Annotated in this window: 19 protein-coding genes and 1 pseudogene; 4 read left to right on the top strand and 16 right to left on the bottom strand. The window is 38.2% G+C overall.

Annotated features, from left to right (window positions below):
- Positions 1-48 precede the first annotated feature (48 nt).
- On the top strand, positions 49-633 hold the full coding sequence (gene thpR / locus AC25Y1_RS05730; protein ID WP_488146988.1) for an RNA 2',3'-cyclic phosphodiesterase: 585 nt from the start codon (positions 49-51) through the stop codon (positions 631-633).
- A 6-nt stretch (positions 634-639) separates the two neighbouring features.
- Here thpR and AC25Y1_RS05725 read toward each other — a convergent pair whose 3' ends face one another.
- A complete protein-coding gene (locus AC25Y1_RS05725; RefSeq protein WP_488146987.1) occupies positions 640-1230 on the bottom strand; it encodes a competence protein ComK in 591 nt (196 codons plus the stop codon).
- Between the two features lie 479 nt (positions 1231-1709).
- Here AC25Y1_RS05725 and AC25Y1_RS05720 point away from each other — a divergent pair, with 479 nt between their 5' ends.
- From AC25Y1_RS05720 to AC25Y1_RS05710, 3 genes are all read left to right on the top strand, one after another.
- Complete coding sequence (locus tag AC25Y1_RS05720; protein WP_488146986.1) at positions 1710-1877, top strand: hypothetical protein; 168 nt, start codon at positions 1710-1712, stop codon at positions 1875-1877.
- 205 nt (positions 1878-2082) lie between these two features.
- Entirely contained in the window at positions 2083-2997 is a 915-nt protein-coding gene (locus AC25Y1_RS05715; RefSeq protein WP_488146985.1) for a CPBP family intramembrane glutamic endopeptidase, read from the top strand.
- Between the two features lie 88 nt (positions 2998-3085).
- Positions 3086-3634 carry a cysteine hydrolase family protein gene (locus tag AC25Y1_RS05710; protein WP_488146984.1) on the top strand — a complete coding sequence of 183 codons (549 nt, stop codon included), beginning with the start codon at positions 3086-3088 and terminating at the stop codon, positions 3632-3634.
- Between the two features lie 75 nt (positions 3635-3709).
- Here the strand turns inward: AC25Y1_RS05710 and AC25Y1_RS05705 are convergent, their stop codons facing one another.
- The 15 genes and pseudogenes from AC25Y1_RS05705 to AC25Y1_RS05635 all read right to left on the bottom strand — a co-directional run bounded on the left by AC25Y1_RS05705 (position 3710) and on the right by AC25Y1_RS05635 (position 18393).
- Positions 3710-4897 carry an amidohydrolase gene (locus AC25Y1_RS05705; RefSeq protein WP_488146983.1) on the bottom strand — a complete coding sequence of 396 codons (1188 nt, stop codon included), beginning with the start codon at positions 4895-4897 and terminating at the stop codon, positions 3710-3712.
- 138 nt (positions 4898-5035) lie between these two features.
- Positions 5036-5278: a hypothetical protein gene (locus AC25Y1_RS05700; RefSeq protein WP_488146982.1), complete on the bottom strand. Its 243-nt coding sequence runs from the start codon at positions 5276-5278 to the stop codon at positions 5036-5038.
- Positions 5279-5409: 131 nt separating this feature from the next.
- The gene (locus AC25Y1_RS05695; RefSeq protein ID WP_488146981.1) at positions 5410-5883 is read right to left on the bottom strand and encodes a VanZ family protein; all 474 of its coding nucleotides are present in this window, start codon (positions 5881-5883) and stop codon (positions 5410-5412) included.
- Between the two features lie 30 nt (positions 5884-5913).
- Positions 5914-6678, bottom strand: coding sequence for an HIRAN domain-containing protein (locus AC25Y1_RS05690; protein ID WP_488146980.1), 765 nt, complete (start codon positions 6676-6678; stop codon positions 5914-5916).
- A pseudogene (locus tag AC25Y1_RS05685) lies at positions 6679-7470 on the bottom strand (HipA domain-containing protein); the annotation flags it as partial.
- Positions 7471-7956: 486 nt separating this feature from the next.
- Positions 7957-8751, bottom strand: coding sequence for a protein-glutamine gamma-glutamyltransferase (locus AC25Y1_RS05680; RefSeq protein ID WP_488146979.1), 795 nt, complete (start codon positions 8749-8751; stop codon positions 7957-7959).
- A 122-nt stretch (positions 8752-8873) separates the two neighbouring features.
- Entirely contained in the window at positions 8874-10121 is a 1248-nt protein-coding gene (locus tag AC25Y1_RS05675; protein ID WP_488146978.1) for an ABC transporter permease, read from the bottom strand.
- The gene (locus AC25Y1_RS05670; protein ID WP_488146977.1) at positions 10114-11046 is read right to left on the bottom strand and encodes an ABC transporter ATP-binding protein; all 933 of its coding nucleotides are present in this window, start codon (positions 11044-11046) and stop codon (positions 10114-10116) included. Before AC25Y1_RS05670 ends, AC25Y1_RS05675 begins: the two co-directional genes overlap by 8 nt.
- Positions 11047-11063: 17 nt before the next feature.
- The gene (locus tag AC25Y1_RS05665; RefSeq protein ID WP_488146976.1) at positions 11064-11915 is read right to left on the bottom strand and encodes an ATP-binding cassette domain-containing protein; all 852 of its coding nucleotides are present in this window, start codon (positions 11913-11915) and stop codon (positions 11064-11066) included.
- Between the two features lie 3 nt (positions 11916-11918).
- The gene (locus AC25Y1_RS05660; protein WP_488146975.1) at positions 11919-12320 is read right to left on the bottom strand and encodes a GntR family transcriptional regulator; all 402 of its coding nucleotides are present in this window, start codon (positions 12318-12320) and stop codon (positions 11919-11921) included.
- A gap of 13 nt (positions 12321-12333) precedes the next feature.
- Positions 12334-13059, bottom strand: coding sequence for a hypothetical protein (locus tag AC25Y1_RS05655; protein WP_488146974.1), 726 nt, complete (start codon positions 13057-13059; stop codon positions 12334-12336).
- Between the two features lie 213 nt (positions 13060-13272).
- Complete coding sequence (locus AC25Y1_RS05650; protein ID WP_488146973.1) at positions 13273-13815, bottom strand: helix-turn-helix domain-containing protein; 543 nt, start codon at positions 13813-13815, stop codon at positions 13273-13275.
- Positions 13816-13839: 24 nt separating this feature from the next.
- Positions 13840-15141, bottom strand: a complete 1302-nt coding sequence (locus AC25Y1_RS05645; RefSeq protein ID WP_488147039.1) for a hydroxymethylglutaryl-CoA reductase, degradative — start codon at positions 15139-15141, stop codon at positions 13840-13842.
- Between the two features lie 256 nt (positions 15142-15397).
- Complete coding sequence (dacB, locus tag AC25Y1_RS05640) at positions 15398-16921, bottom strand: D-alanyl-D-alanine carboxypeptidase/D-alanyl-D-alanine endopeptidase (protein WP_488146972.1); 1524 nt, start codon at positions 16919-16921, stop codon at positions 15398-15400.
- A gap of 53 nt (positions 16922-16974) precedes the next feature.
- Positions 16975-18393: a M28 family metallopeptidase gene (locus tag AC25Y1_RS05635; protein WP_488146971.1), complete on the bottom strand. Its 1419-nt coding sequence runs from the start codon at positions 18391-18393 to the stop codon at positions 16975-16977.
- Positions 18394-18521: the final 128 nt, after the last annotated feature.

Raw genomic sequence — 18521 nt, 5'->3', positions numbered from 1 at the left:
TTCGCGGGTAGGGTAAACTAAGCAGCAATATATGAAGGTGGCGTTACAATGACAGCACATTACTTTATCGGCATCCAATGTCCGACGATTATTAGAGAAATTGCAGACACGTATATAACAAAATACAAGTTAGTAGATGAATACAAAGTTATTCCCCATCCACGCGACTTCCATATGACCTTGCTATTTATCGGGGGGATGACAGAACAAGAACTCCCAGCTTTAATAGAAGAACTACAACAGATTGCTGAAAAAACGCCAGCATTTTCTATGGATATGAATGGACTTTCCTACTTCGGTTCTCCAAGTGGACCACGTGTAGTCTATTTATCGGTCCTAGAATCCGATGTGTTATCAGTATTACAGCAGCAAATCGATGAAAAAGTAGCTACCCTGTTAAATCGCTCACTAGCCAAGAGGTTTACACCGCATATTACAATTGCAAAAAAACGCAGGAAATCAGATCCACTACTCATTCAAAAAGAGCAATGGAAACCAATCATTATCCCCGTCACGTCGTTCTCTCTATATACAATTCATCCAGGGCAAACACCTAAATATGAGGCTGTGACAACATTTAAATTGAAGGGCGACACAAATATAAAAAGCCAATCAGAGTTGATTGACTTTTAGAGGATATCAATAAGTATAATAAGAAAATGAATCAGTGTTATTCATGTATTCATCGAAATAATAATTTATGTCTTGATCATCTTTCTTAAAATGATAAATCGCACTCGACTCTGAAATACGTAAAGTTGTATCATTTGCCCTATCTTCGACTTTCCCTTTAAGTAAATAGGCATTTTTCACTTTCCCATCAAATGAGTATGTACTAATATTTAAATCCAATGTACACCCATTCATGAATGATATCCTCGTTTTCCCTTTTTCAAGCTGGTCGTAGTCCTTGATATGATGGAGCGCGAACCACAAACAATCCGTCTGAAATGGTGATTTACTGGGAAACCAATAGACACCTTGAATGATATTCACCACAATCGGCGCCATAGAACCACTACCCAAAATCTTACGCGCACCATCAGAGGCACCTTTCAGACTAGATCCATAGTACTGAAGATTAGCATCCATTAAATCAGTCGGACTTTTCTTCACTAAAAAAAATTGATTGTTTTCTACTATCCAAGTATGAATCTCTCCATAACCATTGAACTTCGGATTAAATAAAACTGTTTCGTAGTTTAAGATAAACTCCTCAATGAATTCCAATAATGTATCCCCCTTTTATAAAAAAAATGCATTTTCTTAAATTAGGAGGTATACTCAACCAGGTTGGTATACTTCCAACTTCTTTTCCTCGGGTGTGTCGGCTAGACATTAGCACCCGAGGATTTTTTAATTCACCTCCTTCTTTCATAACCAGATTAATAGTTATATTCACCTAATAACGATAGATAATTTTACAATATTATCTATTTAGATAATTAAAACCACCTATAACCTTCTTTGGTTAGTAGGTAAATATCCCTAACCCTATCAATATTTATTATATACAATTTTTAAAATATGGCAAGTATTTAGTAAAAATAAATAATTTTATTAGACTTTTGAAAGATATATTGGTTTAATTGTCGACCAGCGCAGACTTCTATATTTTCTTATACGTTTTTCTATATACTTTTACATACACTGTCCTGGCGAATAAAACCTTCTATACTGTGCACATTATAGGAATGGAGGTGAAATTCATGAATAAAAATAATAAAAAGACGATGAATGAGAGAACCCATAATAGCTATGATATCTACAAGAATAATATCAACAGCAATAGTAATAACCAAAATACAGAAATCAGTGCAGATTTTGAGACGAAAATTAAGAATAGCCAACAACAACAAGCTGACAAGAAAAAATAGTAAGTCATATATTGAAAATGGGCACTTAATAGGTGCTCATTTTTTAGTTGAAAAAATTTCAATTATTCATCAACTATAATGTGAAATTATGGTACTATCAGAATACTACTACAAATTGTCGTAATAACAGTTCTAAGATGACTAATCAATAACTAAGGTAATTGTGAATCAGTTTACAAAACCAAAATAGCTTAGGGGGAACATTATGTTTAAAAACCAACAGGGTCAGGTTCGAGCTGGATGGATTATTTTATTGGCTATTGTTTCGATGTTTATCGTGCAACAATTATTTGCATTACCGGGTGCATTGATGTTAATTTTTGCGGAACTCCCTTTAAACGGCACATTTGACTCTGATGCGTTATTATCCTCCCTTGATGCACATCCTTGGATTTTTCTAATCATGCAAGGCGGCGGATCTATAGGTGGCATTCTGATTACTTATTTGTTATGGCGCTTTATTAATAAAGGTAATTTAAAACAACTTGGCTTTAGGGGTTCTTTGAATGATTTATGGTTCGGCCTTTTTCTGGGTGCGATATCAATTGTCGTGATTTTCTTTGTGCTGTTTGCAACTTCAAATGTGTCTCTATTAAATTCGTTGTCTAGTCCGCAGTTTTCAGTGTATACGATTAGTTTTCTCATTTTTTTTATTTTAGTCGGTTTCTTCGAAGAAATATTCTTTAGGGGCTATATTATGTCGACTATGGCCAATAATGGAAATAAAAAACGGGTCATTTATGTGGTATCTGCTTTGATTTTCAGTGCAGTGCACGGCATGAATCCGAATGTTAGTGTTCTCGGACTTATCAATATTGCATTGGTTGGAATATTATTTGCTTATATGTTTGATAAGACCAATAGTCTATGGATGCCGATTGGGTATCATATTACATGGAATTATTTTCAAGGAAATATTTTCGGATTCGCAGTAAGCGGCATGACCCCAAATGGAATTTACGGCGTTGAAGTTGTCGCAGGTCGGGATTGGTTGACAGGCGGCACTTTTGGTTTAGAAGGCGGATTGATGGCGACTCTGCTTATTTTGACGGGGTTTCTGATTACATGGTGGTATGTTAAGTGGCAGAAATATGACAAAACTGAAAGTACTTTAACTTAAGATGGATGTTTTAAAACCAATTTATGCAGACCGATATTAACTTTTTATGATTAACAAGTCGTTAAACATATACCAGGAGGAATTCATGATGAGAAAAGCATTACTAAATATTGATTATACTTATGACTTTGTCGCAACAGACGGGAAATTAACATGTGGAAAACCAGGTCAATTGTTGGAACACTATATTACTGAGCTCACTAAGAAGTTTATCGAAAATGAAAATTTAGTCGTATTTTCCATAGATTTACACAAAGAAGGGGACACTTATCATCCGGAGTACACAGAGTTCCCACCCCATAATATTGAGAATACACCAGGACGGAAATTATACGGAGCGCTGAATACTCTTTATAAAAACAATCTTAACAATGAGCATGTTTTATGGTCAGACAAAACAAGATTCTCTGCTTTTACTGGCACGGATCTCGAACTAAAACTTCGCGAGCGTGGAATTAATGAAATACACCTCGTCGGCGTTTGCACTGATATTTGCATTCTTCATACTGCCGTTGACGCGTATAACAAAGGTTTTGATATTGTTATTCATGAAAAAGGAGTCGCTAGTTTCAACCAACAAGGACATGATTGGGCACTGACGCACTTTAAAAATACACTCGGAGCAAGAATTGTTTAATTCACTAGAGAGTCTCCTCTTCTCTTGCCTTATTATCACTTAACCCCACCTTAAATGAATAGGACATCTCGATGATTAGGATTGCTCTAAATACCTACAGACAACATGCCCGACCGATTTCGCCGCAACAAGTAAAGCATCTTCGTCAATATCAAACTTCGGATGATGATTGAAATAGGCTCTTTCGACTCCTTTGGGTTTGCAACCGATGTAAAAGAAAGCGCCGGGCGTTTTCTCTAAATAATACGCAAAGTCTTCTGATCCTGACAACATTGGGTACTCTTTGACCTTACTAATTACTGGGTCGTTTGCATTTTCAAGAATTGAAACGATCTCCGCAGTCACTGTTGGATCATTATACAAAGGTGGATAATCGGACTGATACGTCAACTCACACTTAACACCAAATTCCCGTTCAATCCCACCAACAATACGGTGAATCTCTTTGCTAATCAACTGCTCTGTTTTTTCATTCATATAGCGCACATCGCCTTCGATTTCGATGCTGTCTTTTATGATGTTGAAAGTTCCTTTTCCATCGAATGAGCCAATCGTGACAACGCCCATTTCAAACGGATTTAAGCGGCGACTGACAACGGTTTGTACAGCGGTCACAAAATGTGCGCCTGCAACAATTGGATCATTTGCGGTATGTGGAGATGAACCGTGGCCGCCTGTTCCTTGAATGACTAATTTGAAATAGGATCTTCCTGCCATCGAATAGCCGCTCCGATAACCAACCGTTCCAACAGGATCAGTTGGGAATAAGTGTGTTCCAAAAACAGCGTCTAAATCATCGAGAACACCAGACTCGACGATACTTTTTGCACCGCCTGGTGGAGTTTCTTCTGCATGTTGGTGAATGATTTTAATCGTCCCCGCAATGGATGATTTTAGTTGAATCAAACAATCTGCCAGGATGAGCATATAAGCGGTATGTCCATCATGCCCACATGCATGCATGACGCCATCATTTTTCGATTTAAACGGGACATCTGCTTCTTCATGAATTGGTAGTGCATCAAAATCGGCTCTTAATCCAACCACTTTTCCGGGCTTGTCCCCTTTAATGGTTACGATAATTCCATAACCATTTCCTACATTCGTTTGAATGGCTACATCTTTTCCCTTATAAAAATCGGCTATATATTGTGCAGTTTTTTCTTCTTCAAATGAGAGTTCAGGATTCTCATGTAGATGGCGACGAATTTGAATCATCTCTTCTTTACGTTCTTCGAGCATAGCCATTAATGTTTCTTTCATAAAAACGCCTCCTTATTTTTTCAGCTTATCCCCAATCTTATCTTTTCATCATAATTGCTAAACGTCCCGTCGTGTTAGGGATAATATAAAAAATAGGAAGGCGACAAAAAATAGTCGACTTCCCACTTCTTAAATTTGTTATTTATTTTTAATATAGTCGATTCCTTGCGGCGTGATTGCTAAAACGAGATTATCTGTTCCTTGTCCGCTATCTACTGCTAATTCTTGTTCAACTAAGTATTCAATTGCCTTTTTGCTATTTAAGTCCGTGTCTACCATTGCTTTAGGCAATATGTAGCTCGCTCCATTATTAGCAAAATGAAAATCATAAAGGCTTTGTAACAATATATCCCTTAAACTGTTTTCTCCTGCGTTTTCCATATTTCATCACCTCATAAGTTATCATACGACATATAGTTTACTATACCTTTTATTATACTGAAGTCGCCGCTTGTCCACAATCGATACGGTTTTAAAACCATTAGATACACGATATTTTATCAGATAGTTCACTAAACTTTATTTTTAATGGATTTGTAAAGTAAAAATGCAAGGAAAATCCCCACCAGGTCGATTCCAACATCAAAGAGTCTTCCGCTACGTGAAAAGTATAGTTGTAAAATTTCTGTTAGCAATGCAAATAATCCACTTATGACGAAAGCTGTTTTAATATTAGTAAAATGCCGAAGCAGCAATATAAATAGCACACCAAACCCAATGATATGCGATGCTTTTTGAATCAAATAAAAACTACTTGTCCATGGAATATCGCCGACTATGAACAAGTCGGTGAATACGGGGGATGAATCTACTTTAAAACTAACAACCTGTTGATAGAGAAAAGCATGAGGATCCGATGTACAGGTAGCTATCAATATAAATGCCATATAGGCGAGGATAATCAATCGGGATAACAAATTACGACAACCTCTCACATGATTAATAGTAGACGTGCTGTATTTACCATACAAAAAAGAAGTCAACAAGAAATTAATTGACCTCTTTTCTAATTAAGATTATGCAGTTTCTAATATTAGTCCACCTATTATTTGATTATCTAAGATGAGCTTTTCATCTATCTTCTTCAAATCACAATAAAACTCTAAACGAATCCACCATTGTGGTGCAGATTCAGGACGAATATCAGCTACTTTTAAACTAACATCTATTCCATTTTCAATTAATGATTTAACTGCTGCTGCATAAACGGCTGGTACATATCCAAGATGTAAACCATCCATGTTTTCTAAGCGGACTGCATTAGGATCTCGCTTGTTATCTGGTTCAAGAGCCGTCAATAGTTCATCCCCTAAATGAATTCGTGTAAACCAATCATTAGGCAATTTACGATGGCGCATCCCATTTACATAAAACTCCGTTTCTAAATGCTGGTCATCATATAATCGAAGTGGTGCTTCGAAGGAATAGGCATCTCCAGATAGCATTCCTCGAGTTTCTCGCAAGATATCCATCTGATCTGCATCACTTGCTAAGCCAAGATCTGATAATATATTTGAATAGTCAACACGGTCACTTGAAGGAATTCGTCGGTCAAATGTTGCGAACATGAAATTGGATGTATATTCTTTTTCTAACTCAGGGAATATTGGGTGAAGACGATAGCCATTTTGAATTGCATCTTTTACTTTCCGAGGTGAATCACTATTAAAAGTATAATGAAATTTATATTGTTCCCCATTAAAATATAGTGTACCTATATGAAAGTATTGATTACTTAATTTATTCTTCCACAAAACTAATAATGATTTTATACTATTCATTTAATACATCCCCTTTTGAATAGCGGATATGATTTTGTTTTTTCGAAAATCAATAAAACTTTTCAGAAATTCTTTTCTTATATCTGTTATCAACGGAAATTGACTAATATACTTATTATAGGCATCGGTATCAAATTCTTCAAGTTGCCGGCTTAATTTCTCCATAATATCTGGATAGCGTTTTGTACAATAAGAAAGTACTTGTGTAGCTAGCAAAGGAGCTTCCACATGCTCTAAGATACCGCATTTTACTTTTGTTCTCTTATAATATCTATTCATTTTCACCTCATCATTTAATAGATCTTTAAGTCTAATATCGTCAAGTTGCCAGCCAAGCGAAGCTCCGTTGTCATATAACGGACCAAAAAAATATTCATTCCCTGAATATAGGACCTGCCAGTTAAGAGGATGTCTGTCTTGGTTACCTATTAATATATCAAAAATGATCATCTGCAAAAACTGTTCTTTAATATTATTAAAATAAGAGAATTTTTCAATTAAGGAGAAAGACTGCTCAATCAAATCTGTTTTTTTCGAATCAGACATTTGCAATAAATCATACTCATATTGATATTCCGAGGCTAACAAAGGACCACCTGGTTCCCCTTGGTCCGCTCCATATTGTGTTAAAAAATGTAACATTAAGCAGCCACGTTTTCCATTTCGATAAGCTACTTCCGCCTTCACTGTATTAAATCCTAGTATTTCCGCAATCTTTGCAGCAATTACTTCAGTTATATCCTCCCAATTAACCCGTTCACCATCAAACTCTCTAGGATACTTTATTATATAGTCTGTTTTTTCAGGAGAGAAGTTCTTCTTTTTCTAATGTACTTTTTTCCCCATGACTAACAAATATCCAATTCGAAACATCTCTCATACCTGCACCCCTTACTTCTTGTATTAAAAATTAATTCGCATTCAATATGTTAACCACCTTCGAAATATTTCCAATAGTATATTAGATTTCATTTTTATATTATTTTTAAATTCATATATTTCATTCGACATAAATTTCAATAACCCTTTTATAGAAAATTATTATAATTTAGATGCAATAAATAAGTTAGAATGCACTACTCATAAAACAATTTCATTTGCTCTGAAATCACTGTCTCGCTATCTCCAATCACATAGGTGATTTTCGAGGTAAACACGGCAGAATCAGGACAATTAATAATGTCCGTTAAATAAACATACCTAAAGAAATCGACAAAGGTCATACCCAGTCGATTTCTTCTTTTGCTTTAAGCGTTGATCACTCATCAATCTTAACGATTAAATGAATGCGTATTGGCCAAAAGAGATTGAATTAAAGTTATGGTGAGCGACGATGGGTTGGTTATTAAATACTGGATAAGGTTTGAATGATGGTCTTACGACGATGTTTGTTAGGTAGGCTGATTTCTGGCTGTCTGGTTTTCTGTTTTGATTGAGGGCGTGAATGATTTGGTCAGCTTTATGGATGCCAATGCCATGTCCGAAGTAGGTGCCGTCTTCTAAAAGGACGGCATTTTCTCCGCGCCATTGCGGTGTATCCGGGTTAAATTCTGGGTTGTTGAAATAGACGACATCGCCGGGTATATACGCTTGCGAATTGATGGCTGTTAGTCCAAGATTTGAATCGGCATGCCAGCTATATAAGTAGATGTCTTTAAATAATTGGTTGAATAAATCTGCTCCGATAAGCTTGAGGAACGCATGGTAGTAGATGATAACCATCGCCGTTGCGCACTCAAATGCATACTTTGAACTGTTCGAGTAAATATCTTCAATTGCGTCGGATGGTTTTACATCATGGAGTAATTGAAATCCGCCGACACTTGTTAATGTCCAATATTTCGGGTTGCAACGAGAGGTTTTAAACACCGCAAATTTTGCATCCCCTTGATTCATGGCTTTTGCGCTTACTATAATATTTTTTCTCAACTTAATTTCAAATGATAATTCTGTAATGGACGCATAGGAATAGGCTGTCGCGCTATCATTGATTCGTTGAAGAATGATGCTTTCGATGCTGTCATTCAATTCCAAATCGCTTGGTTGAAAGGGTTTTCCAGCTATTTGAATCATACTACACCTCTTTTACGTGTTAACCCATCTTATTCGTATAGAGGTGGGTGTGTTAATTCGTTTAGGATTCTAATGAAAAACATGCAATTCCCTGGGAAAAGGAATTGCATGTTTTATTCACATTAAGCCCACAACGATTTCCAAATTTCTTTCGGTGTGGCATTTTTTCCGTACATCATGATTCCCATATTGAAAACCTTTCCAGCCAATTTCATAAATAGCCAGATACTGATGAGCAGAACGACAACTGCAAGGCTTATTTCTATCCATGGCCATTCTTCAAGTACCGACAGACGAACAAGCAAGACTGCCGGAGCAGTGATTGGTATGAATGAGCCAATTTGTGCAATCAGTCCACTTGGATTTGAAATGATCGGAACAATAAATACTGCAGGTATGAAAGGTAACATCATAACCATTCCTTGAAAATTACTCGTTGCTGTCATATCTTCCACTGTTGCACCAATTCCAACGAAAATGGCTGCAAAAAGCAGATACCCTGCGAATGCGATAAATAAGAGTAGTATCAATTCCGGAACTAGTAAGTACTCCATCAACGGGATATCGAAACGCCAGATCATAGCAGGCAGCGCCACAGCTAGCCATACGACCACTTGCGTAACACCAAGGACAAAGTAACCAATAATTTTCCCTTGCATCAATTCTGTCGGTGTCAATGAGGACAAAATGATTTCTGCAACTTTTTCTTTCTTTTCCTGTGAAGCTGATTGGAATATCATCATGCCTGTCATGACAATCGAAAACAGAATAACGCCAGCAAATACACCAGGAATTATTCGTTCTAGTGGATCTGCTTCATCTGAAACGATGCCACTTTCCTCTTCTTGGATGATCGATTCCATTTCATCGGCGTCTATCGCTGTAATCGTTACCTGGTTCAGAATAGCTAATTTCTGTGTATCTGTTAAGCCCAGTTTCTCCATTTGGAGTTCCCGAAGCGGCTGTTCCAATATCGTTGCTTCAAAGGGAAAAGAGTCTTCTATATCATCAGTCATGTACATTTTGACTTGACCCTGCTCAAGTGCCTCTTCAGTCATGACGAGGTAAACACTTTGTTCACTGTCTGCCAATTCTTTTCGCATCTCTGCTTCTTGCATCTCTGTATTGACCAATGTCCAATTTGTTTTCTCTGCAGCGTCCACCACTTCTACCACATCATCAAATACACCTAATTCATCATACAAAAAGACTTGAACATGACTATTCTCGTCTGAATCTGATTGAAATAACATGGGAATGAAAAAGAAGGCCAAAAAGATAATGGGTGTGCTCAACATTGATATAATAAATGATTTGTTGGTCATATTCCGCTTGATTTCCCATTTGGCTACTTTTAAACTATTACGCATAACTTTCAACTCCCTCAGTCAATTGATTTTGATCTGTCGCAATATCGATAAATATTTCATGAAGTGAAATTCTGTCGACCGACAACTCCTGGATCATTATCGTTTCTGGTAAATGTTTTAACCATGCAGGAACAACAACTTCTGGTGTCAAATAAAGCACTGATACATCTTCGTTTTGCTCGATACGTAGGACATCTGGAATCGTTTCTAATAAAGAAATCGCATTTTTACCTTTAATCGTACATTTAAAATTTGCATATTCATTTTTCACATCTTCCATTGCACCATAAATCACTTTTTCACCACGGTGAATCATAAACAGCCGATCACATAATTCTTCGACCACATTCATCTGATGGGAAGATAGTAGTATCGATGTTCCGTTATTTGCAAGTGAACGAATTTCTTCCTTGAAAGTTTCCTGGCTGACTGGATCTAATCCTGAAAATGGCTCATCCAAAATTAGGAGATCAGGTTCATGGATAATCGAAGCGATGAATTGGACTTTTTGGCCCATACCTTTAGATAATTCCTCGACAGAAACTTTGTCCTTACCTTCTAATCCAAACTTCGCCAAATACATTAATGCTCGCTCTTTCGCTTTTTTTACTGGGTAATCTTTTAAGTCTGCCAAATATAAAATCATATCCATGACTTTCACGTTTTTGTACAAGCCACGTTCTTCAGGTAAATAGCCAATCTTCTGACGCGGAATCTCATTCTTTGCGTATCCATTGAATTCAATACTGCCCTCGTCGGGATACATGATGCCCATAATATTACGGATTGTCGTTGATTTACCTGCGCCATTTGGCCCTAAAATCGCCATGATTTCCCCTTTACGCACGTCAAACGAAATATCTTTGATAATTTGTTTTGATTTGAAAGATTTCCCCAGATTTTTCACGGTTAAAACTTTTGTCATTTGCAGTTCCCCCCTAGTCACTTTATTAATAACATGGTTACGATTTCATCCAAATCGAGCGATTGGACTGTTATCCATTTCAGCTTCGCTTGATCGAAATACGCTTCAGCTTCAATAGGTCGATTTGTTATGAGTGTATTTTCTTTACGTTCGACCTCGCCTGGTACAGTTCCACATTCGAGCGGTTGTGAAAACCAATAACGCTTATACATATCAGTTAATACTTCTTTTTCAAACTTTTCCTGAATGTGGCCATCTTTTATAAAGATGAGATAGTCTGCTAACTTCTGAATATCCTCGATTTGATGGGTCGCTAGAATAATCGTTCTTTCTCCGATATCCATCCATTCTACGAGCAAATCTCCTAAAATCTTCTTAGAAGGTATATCGAGATGTGCTGTCGGTTCGTCAAGAATCAGGATTTCTGTATTTCTAGCGAGTACAAGCGCTAAATTTAATTGTTGTTGTGCACCAGGCGATAATTTCTTGAATTTTGTTGATAGATTAATGCCAAATAATTCTATGATCCTTTGAAAATAAGATTCGTCCCAGCTCGGATACGATGGTGCAATTAAATCCCTTAATTCTTTTCCTGTAAAAGGCGTAATCATGGGCGGTTTTTGTGGTAGGTATGCGACTTTACTTTTCCAGGCCTCATCTTCTCTTGACAGCGATTGTCCTAGGAGTTTTATGTCACCAGCATCTACTTTCATTAAATTCATGAATAATCTCAAAATGGTACTTTTTCCAGCCCCATTCTTTCCGATAAGCGCGGATATTGTCCCCTTTTCAATATCTAAATGGGTGATCTCCAATTGAAAATCATCTACGACTTTATGTAGATTGCGTATCGTTAATGCATGTTCCATGTATTAAGACTCCTTCCCATTTCCCTCGTACTTTTCCATAACGGCAGCAAAAATCTCTTTCACTTGCACCACTGAATAATCATGACGGAGTGCAGTCTCAATGGCAGTTTCAAATGCAAGTTCCACTGCTCTGATTGTCACTTCCCTTTTCAGTCCCTCTTCTATTTCGGCAACAAAAGAGCCCTTCCCTTGCTTCGAATAAATAAAGCCACTCTGTTCTAAATTTTGATACACTCTTCTCGTTGTAATGATGCTTACTTCAAGGTCTTTGGACAACGCGCGAATTGAAGGAAGCAAAGTTCCTGCGTTCAATTGCCCACTTGCAATTAAAGCTTTGATTTGCTCTTCGATTTGAAAGTAAATCGGTTCCCGAGAATCCTTAGATAATTGAATCGGAAGTTCCATTTTACACACGCCCTTAATAGTCAATTTCCTTCATTTTTTTGTTTGCCTGTCGAAGCGCTAATGTCGTACCAAGATAAGCGGCGATAATCGATAAGACTGACGATAAAAGCGGCCATTTCTTTGCAATGACCATAGACCAATGTACAACACCTTGACCTGTAAACTGCTGTAATAGAATAAATCCACCAATAATGAGTGCAAAGAATAATACTGTATACAGCCACATCTTAAAGGTGCTAGATTTAGTCACCTCACCTAAATCAGTCAAAGGATACATCACTCCCCAGTAAATTCCAAACGACAGCCAGATAATCGAGAAGGCAATGTATTCTGGAAACGTCAAGAATGATCGCATCGTTTCTGAAAATGCATAGATTGAGGCTAAAAATAATGCGTGAAACGGAATCGTGTATACATAATAAATAACAAATAAGTTTTTAATCAAAATCTCTTTTCGAATTGGCAACTGATAGAGCATGGAAAAATATGATTTTTGAAATGAATTATCTGCCATTTTCTCCAATTGAAACTCCTTCGGTTTTGCCCACATTGCAAGAATCCCAACAGTCATTAAGAAGAATATATCAAAGATAATGAACCCTTTTTCTAAATAAGTAGACATGGAACTAATGATGGAAAATGAAAAGGTAATTAACATTAATCCCAATGTGATAAGTGCTTTCTTTGAATGGCAGAGTTCAAATTTCGCCAAAAGGATCGCTTGTTTCCAATCTCCCAAATTACTCTCCCCTTAAAAACGAGTAGTGTGTATGTCAATATACACACCATAAAACATAGGAGCTCATTTGTCAATCATTTTTAGTACGCAATATTTTTAAATTTGTAACAGGCACTATGCACGGTGGAGCTATAATAATTCAAAATTTCTCATAAAAAAACAATGGGAGACCGACAAAATGTTACACAGTCGATCTCCCATTGTTACCTATTCTTAAAAACTATTCCCAATAAATATCGTTAGAACCTTTGCTTCTTTCCGATTGATAGGGAGAAACACATGTGGAACGGTTCCTTTAAAATATGCGCTATCTCCTTCTTGCAAGTGGTGAAATTCATCACCATAACTGAGATGAATTTCGCCTGACAAGATATAAATGAACTCATCTTCGTTATGTGTGAATCGTTCATTCGAGATGGGTTCTTCAAGAACATGAACGATTGTTGGTTCAATTTGACTTGTTCCCGAAAGATTTGCAAGCGTTTCATATGAATAGCCGACTTCGTTATTCCCGGATATTGTTTGTCGGGCTGTTTTTTTCGTGATTTGTAAACTTTTGTCCTCATCTTCTGCCAAGAGATAGGCCAATGACAAATTTAACTCATTGGCAATCTTTGACAGCGTTGCAACTGCTGATGCTGTCTGGCCATTTTCAATTTTTGATAATAGACTCTTTGTGAATCCGCAGCGTTCAGCGAGGACTTGTTGTGTGAGACCTTGTCTTAATCGTGCTTGTTTAATTCGCTGGCCGATCAATGAAATGCCGATAACAATCCCGCCTTATTTACTCGATAAAATTTCTTTTGCTCGGTCGATTGATACACTTTTTTCTTCAACCATTTTGTCCGTTACCCACCCAATGTCTTCTGGTGATGCACCGGCTTGAAGTGCTATATTTCTTGCGTGTAATCCCATATGCCCTCGTTGAATACCCTCCGTTGATAATGCCTTCAAAGCGGCCATATTTTGAGCGAGGCCAACAGCAGCTATGACTTGTGCTAATTCCTCAGCAGAGTCGATGTCCATAATCTTGAGACTTAATTGGGCAGCAGGATGCGTTTTTGTTGCGCCGCCTACGATGCCGACCGCCATAGGGATTTCCATTGTTCCGACCAAATCTCCTGCTTCATTTCGCTCCCAATTTGTGAGTGCTTTGTATACGCCATCTTTGGCCGCATATGCATGTGCACCCGCTTCGATTGCGCGCCAATCGTTTCCTGTTGCGACAACAACCGGGTCGATTCCGTTCATAATGCCTTTGTTATGCGTGGCGGCACGGTATGGATCAATAATGGCAATATAATTGGCCTTTACCATGCGGTCAGCAACTTCCTCACCACTAAATTCTTCCGTTCCCAGTTGTGCCACTGGTATCTGCGTTCTCACACGAACCACTCGGTATTCTGCAAAGTTACTTAAAATACGTAATAATACTTTTCCATTGGTGATTGACTCCACGAGAGGTGCAAGTTTCTCCGCCATTGAGTTCACTGCGTTAGCGCCCATTGCATCTAACACGTTGACAATCAAGTGAAGCGCAAGCACTGGTTCTGAATTGGATTGATCCAACACGCGTATTTCAATATCCTTTGCGCCACCGCCCAATGAAACAAGCGTCTTGTCACAACTATTCGCAAGCGCTAATAACTCAACTTTTCTTCTATAAAGTGCATGCTTCGCCCCAAAAGGATCTGCGATATCGATCACATGTATTTGAGCAATCATAACGGAGCCACTATAAGACGTTTCAAATCCGCCCGAATCACGTGTGAGCTTCGCCATATGGCTTGCCGCCGCTACCACGGAAGGTTCCTCCACCGCCATAGGTATTAAATAATCTTTCCCGTTTACTTTAAAGTTCGTTGCAATTCCCAATGGTAGCTGAAATCCGCCGACCACATTTTCAATCATATGATCCGCAACATCTGCCGAAAAACCCTTACTAAAAGCGAGTACTTCCTTATCCTTCTCATCCATCCCTGTCATTTCACTTATGATTTGTAAACGTTCATCCACAGACTTGTTATAAAACTGAGCAATTCTCGAATTTAATTTAGTCATTGAGTTACCCCTTTTCGTTATCTTAATGATTACACTTGAAGTGTATTCAACTAAGTTGAATTATATTCACCTTAAACTTATCATAATTCGATTATCGTTTCAACAAAATTCAGTTATTTAGCAAACCTCACCTTGAAGTCCCCTTTTGGTGGTACTGTTTTAGTGGTACATTTCGACAATTCTAGTTCAACAAAAAATAAAGAGATAGCGACAAAGTGTTGTATTGTCGCTATCGCTCTTTTCACATTATGCAGTTGTCGTGTATTTTTATTACTGTTCACTCCTCAAATTCATGTTTTGCAAGGACTGTTGCAATTGCATCTTCTATTGATGTTAGAGAGGAGCCGAGGTAATTGTTAATCATGATTGAGAAGACTAACTTCTCCCCGTCTTTAGACGTTACGTATCCTGAAAGGCTAGTAACACCGGTGATTGAACCCGTTTTTGCAGTGACGTTCCCTTTCGTCGGTTCCTGGGTCATACGGTTTCGTAAGGTCCCTCCGACTAATCGTTCTGGCTCGCCTGCTATTGGCAAAGATCTCTCAAAGGAAGGAAACCAACTTTTCTCCTGAGCATTATTCAGTATTTTTGTAAACTCTGTGGCAGGGATTAATGTTTTATGTGACATCCCTGAACCATCGCGAAGCAAGATTGTATCTCCTCTACCCCCTAGATCCGTTGTCACTTTATGAATGACTTGGAGTCCTTCTTTCCAAGTGCCCTTATCATGGACAACTTTCCCCATTTCTTTTGTTAACGTTTCTCCAAGCCCATTATTACTCAGTTTCATAAATGGAATTAGAAGATCCTTTAGTTCCATGGACTTCCGAGAAATGAGTAACTTAGCGTCTGTTGGCGTAACGCCTGTAGACACTTTTGAGTTGCCAATGAGCTGTATGCCATTCTCTTCTAGTGATTTCTTAAACACGTCTATCGCGTACATGGTCGGTTCCCACACAGCAACCCAGGACCTTGAGTTTGTCCCATTTAACGGCATTGTCCCTTCAACGATAATGTTATTCGAGCCATGTTCGCGTTCTATTGAAATACTCTTCGCTTGACCTGCCGGGGCCATTTTTGTTTTGTTGATAATATTGACATAATCTGTTTGAGGTGACAATGTGACTTGCGCAGTTTCACCATTTTTGGAAGGACTTACTTCCACAATAACAGTTCCAGAATCATAGTCTTCATTCGGTGAAATCGTTAAAGCAGAAACCTGTGCCCCAGTATAAAAGGGTTCGTCATTCCAGTTTAAATCCATCGATAAGCGAACATCGTCATACCAGCTATCATCGCCAATCAAATTCCCCTTAATTTTATGAACACCTTGTTCTTTTAATTCCACCGCAAGTTGATCAAGGTCTTCCTTCAATAAAGTCGGATCTCCTTTACCCTTCATGTATAAATTACCTTGAAGTACTTTTCCTCTAAGTGTCCCATCTGTTAATATTTCTGTCGTAAATTGATAATCCTCTCCAAGTGTCGAAAGCGCCGCTGCACTTGTTAATAACTTCATATTCGATGCAGGATGTAAGCGAATATCGCCGTCCTGCTCGAATAACTCTACGCCATTTTCTTTTCTGACACTAACGCCAGCTATTGCGCCATCTAGACGCCTGTCGCTTAAAATAGCTTGAAGTTTTTCACTTAATGTCTCGGATTCGACCAATTGATTTGCTGTTACTTCTTCAGATGCATTTGCGATTAACGAGTGTTCCTGTCCAACTAGTGGTACAAAAGCTAACATTACAATTAAGAATGATAATAATAAGCTCTTCATCTTTTTCCCAGTTAACATCACGTCACATCCCCTTCGCAGAACTTTGATTATTCAACTTAACTTGATTAATTTTACCGCTTTAATCCAGGTACATCTTTCCGCACGACATCAAAAAGTCCAGCACCGATAACTTCTAATGCAGACTGCATTCTCTCTGAAGATATATTGTCTTCAATAGTATCCTGCGGCGTGTGATAAACTTTTTCGATATGGTAAACTAGTGGATCCCAGCTATCGATTCCCATCCATATAAACAATGCAGAAGGAATGCCGGCATTATGGAACGGAACATGGTCGCTAGATCCAAATTTCCCTGGTAAAATATCGGAATTTCCTAACCGCGCACCGGCAGCTACTGTTGAATCAGTTATGATATTCGTGCTACCATCTACAGTCATTGCATAAAGGTTTCTAGCCTCTTCATATTTCGTTGCAACCATATCTGGATTAAAAACCGCTTCGATATTATCTCGTTCTTCTTGAGTTAACTGATCCACATAGTACCTAGCGCCGAGTAATCCTCGTTCTTCTGATCCGAAGGCAATGAACTTAAGGTCTTTGTCCGTGTTGTATCCTTTGAATACGCGTGCTAACTCGAGCATTAATCCTACCCCTGAAGCATTATCATTCGCCCCTGGTGCACCGACAACACTATCCATATGTGCGCTTAAAATGACTTCTTTTGCATCTGTTTTTTTATTCTTCGATTTCTTTGTTCCAATGACGTTTACAGACTCAAGATTTGAATGACGTTCTGCAGTTAATGCCAATTCAACTGGCCCTTCTTCAAGTTGTTCTTTTAACCATTCCCCTTGAATGAAGGCAGCACCGAACACGGGAATATCATACACCCCCGTCAAGCTTGGGTTAAACGTAGAACCATAGTTTCCACGACTTCCATTTACACTTTGCAGAATCACGCCACTTGCTCCTGCATTGACTGCATTGTCTACTTGCAGACGATAGTTCGCAGTTGAACTTTCACGCGTCATTAAAACAATTTTCCCGACAGTGTTCGTCGGGAAATCACTCGCAGTAGTTCCCCCTTCAACAAACAGCACTTCTCCGTTTACAGCAGTATTACTTAAAGAACCGTTTGGCGCCGCTCCCATTTGCCATGCATCACCATTAGCAAAAGCGGCTTCAGCTATATATTGGTCAGCTACCGGAAAATATTGATATTCCACTTCGTAACCATGACTTCTTAACTCAGATGCTACGTAATCCGCTGCCTGTTTTTCTCCTTCAAGCCCCCCAGCTCTCGGGCCAATTTCTTCTGAAAGATAGCGAATATGTTCAATTGCCCTTTCTGCTTCAACTCTTTTAATAATTTTGTTATCTTTAGATGAATCCGGATTTCCATTTGATGTGTAACCTATTGGTGCTCCTACAGCTTCTGCATACGGCGACGCAAATGGTGATGCGCTGAGCACTAATGCACCAGAAAGTGTCAATGTTAGTACTAGTTTTTTAAATTTGTTTTTCGGCATGAAATCATCATTCCTCCTATTATTTTCGAATCAATTGCCAGCTTCCCAATCTTTTCTGCGTAAATATTCGCCACCTATTTATCCTCTTCTTACCTCCCTCTACTTTTCACGGTAGTTAAAGGTATTCC

This window comes from Sporosarcina sp. Y1009 (genome assembly GCF_057669865.1).
The sequence above is the reverse complement of the archived record's forward strand: the minus strand, read 5'-3'. Positions and strand labels throughout refer to the sequence as shown.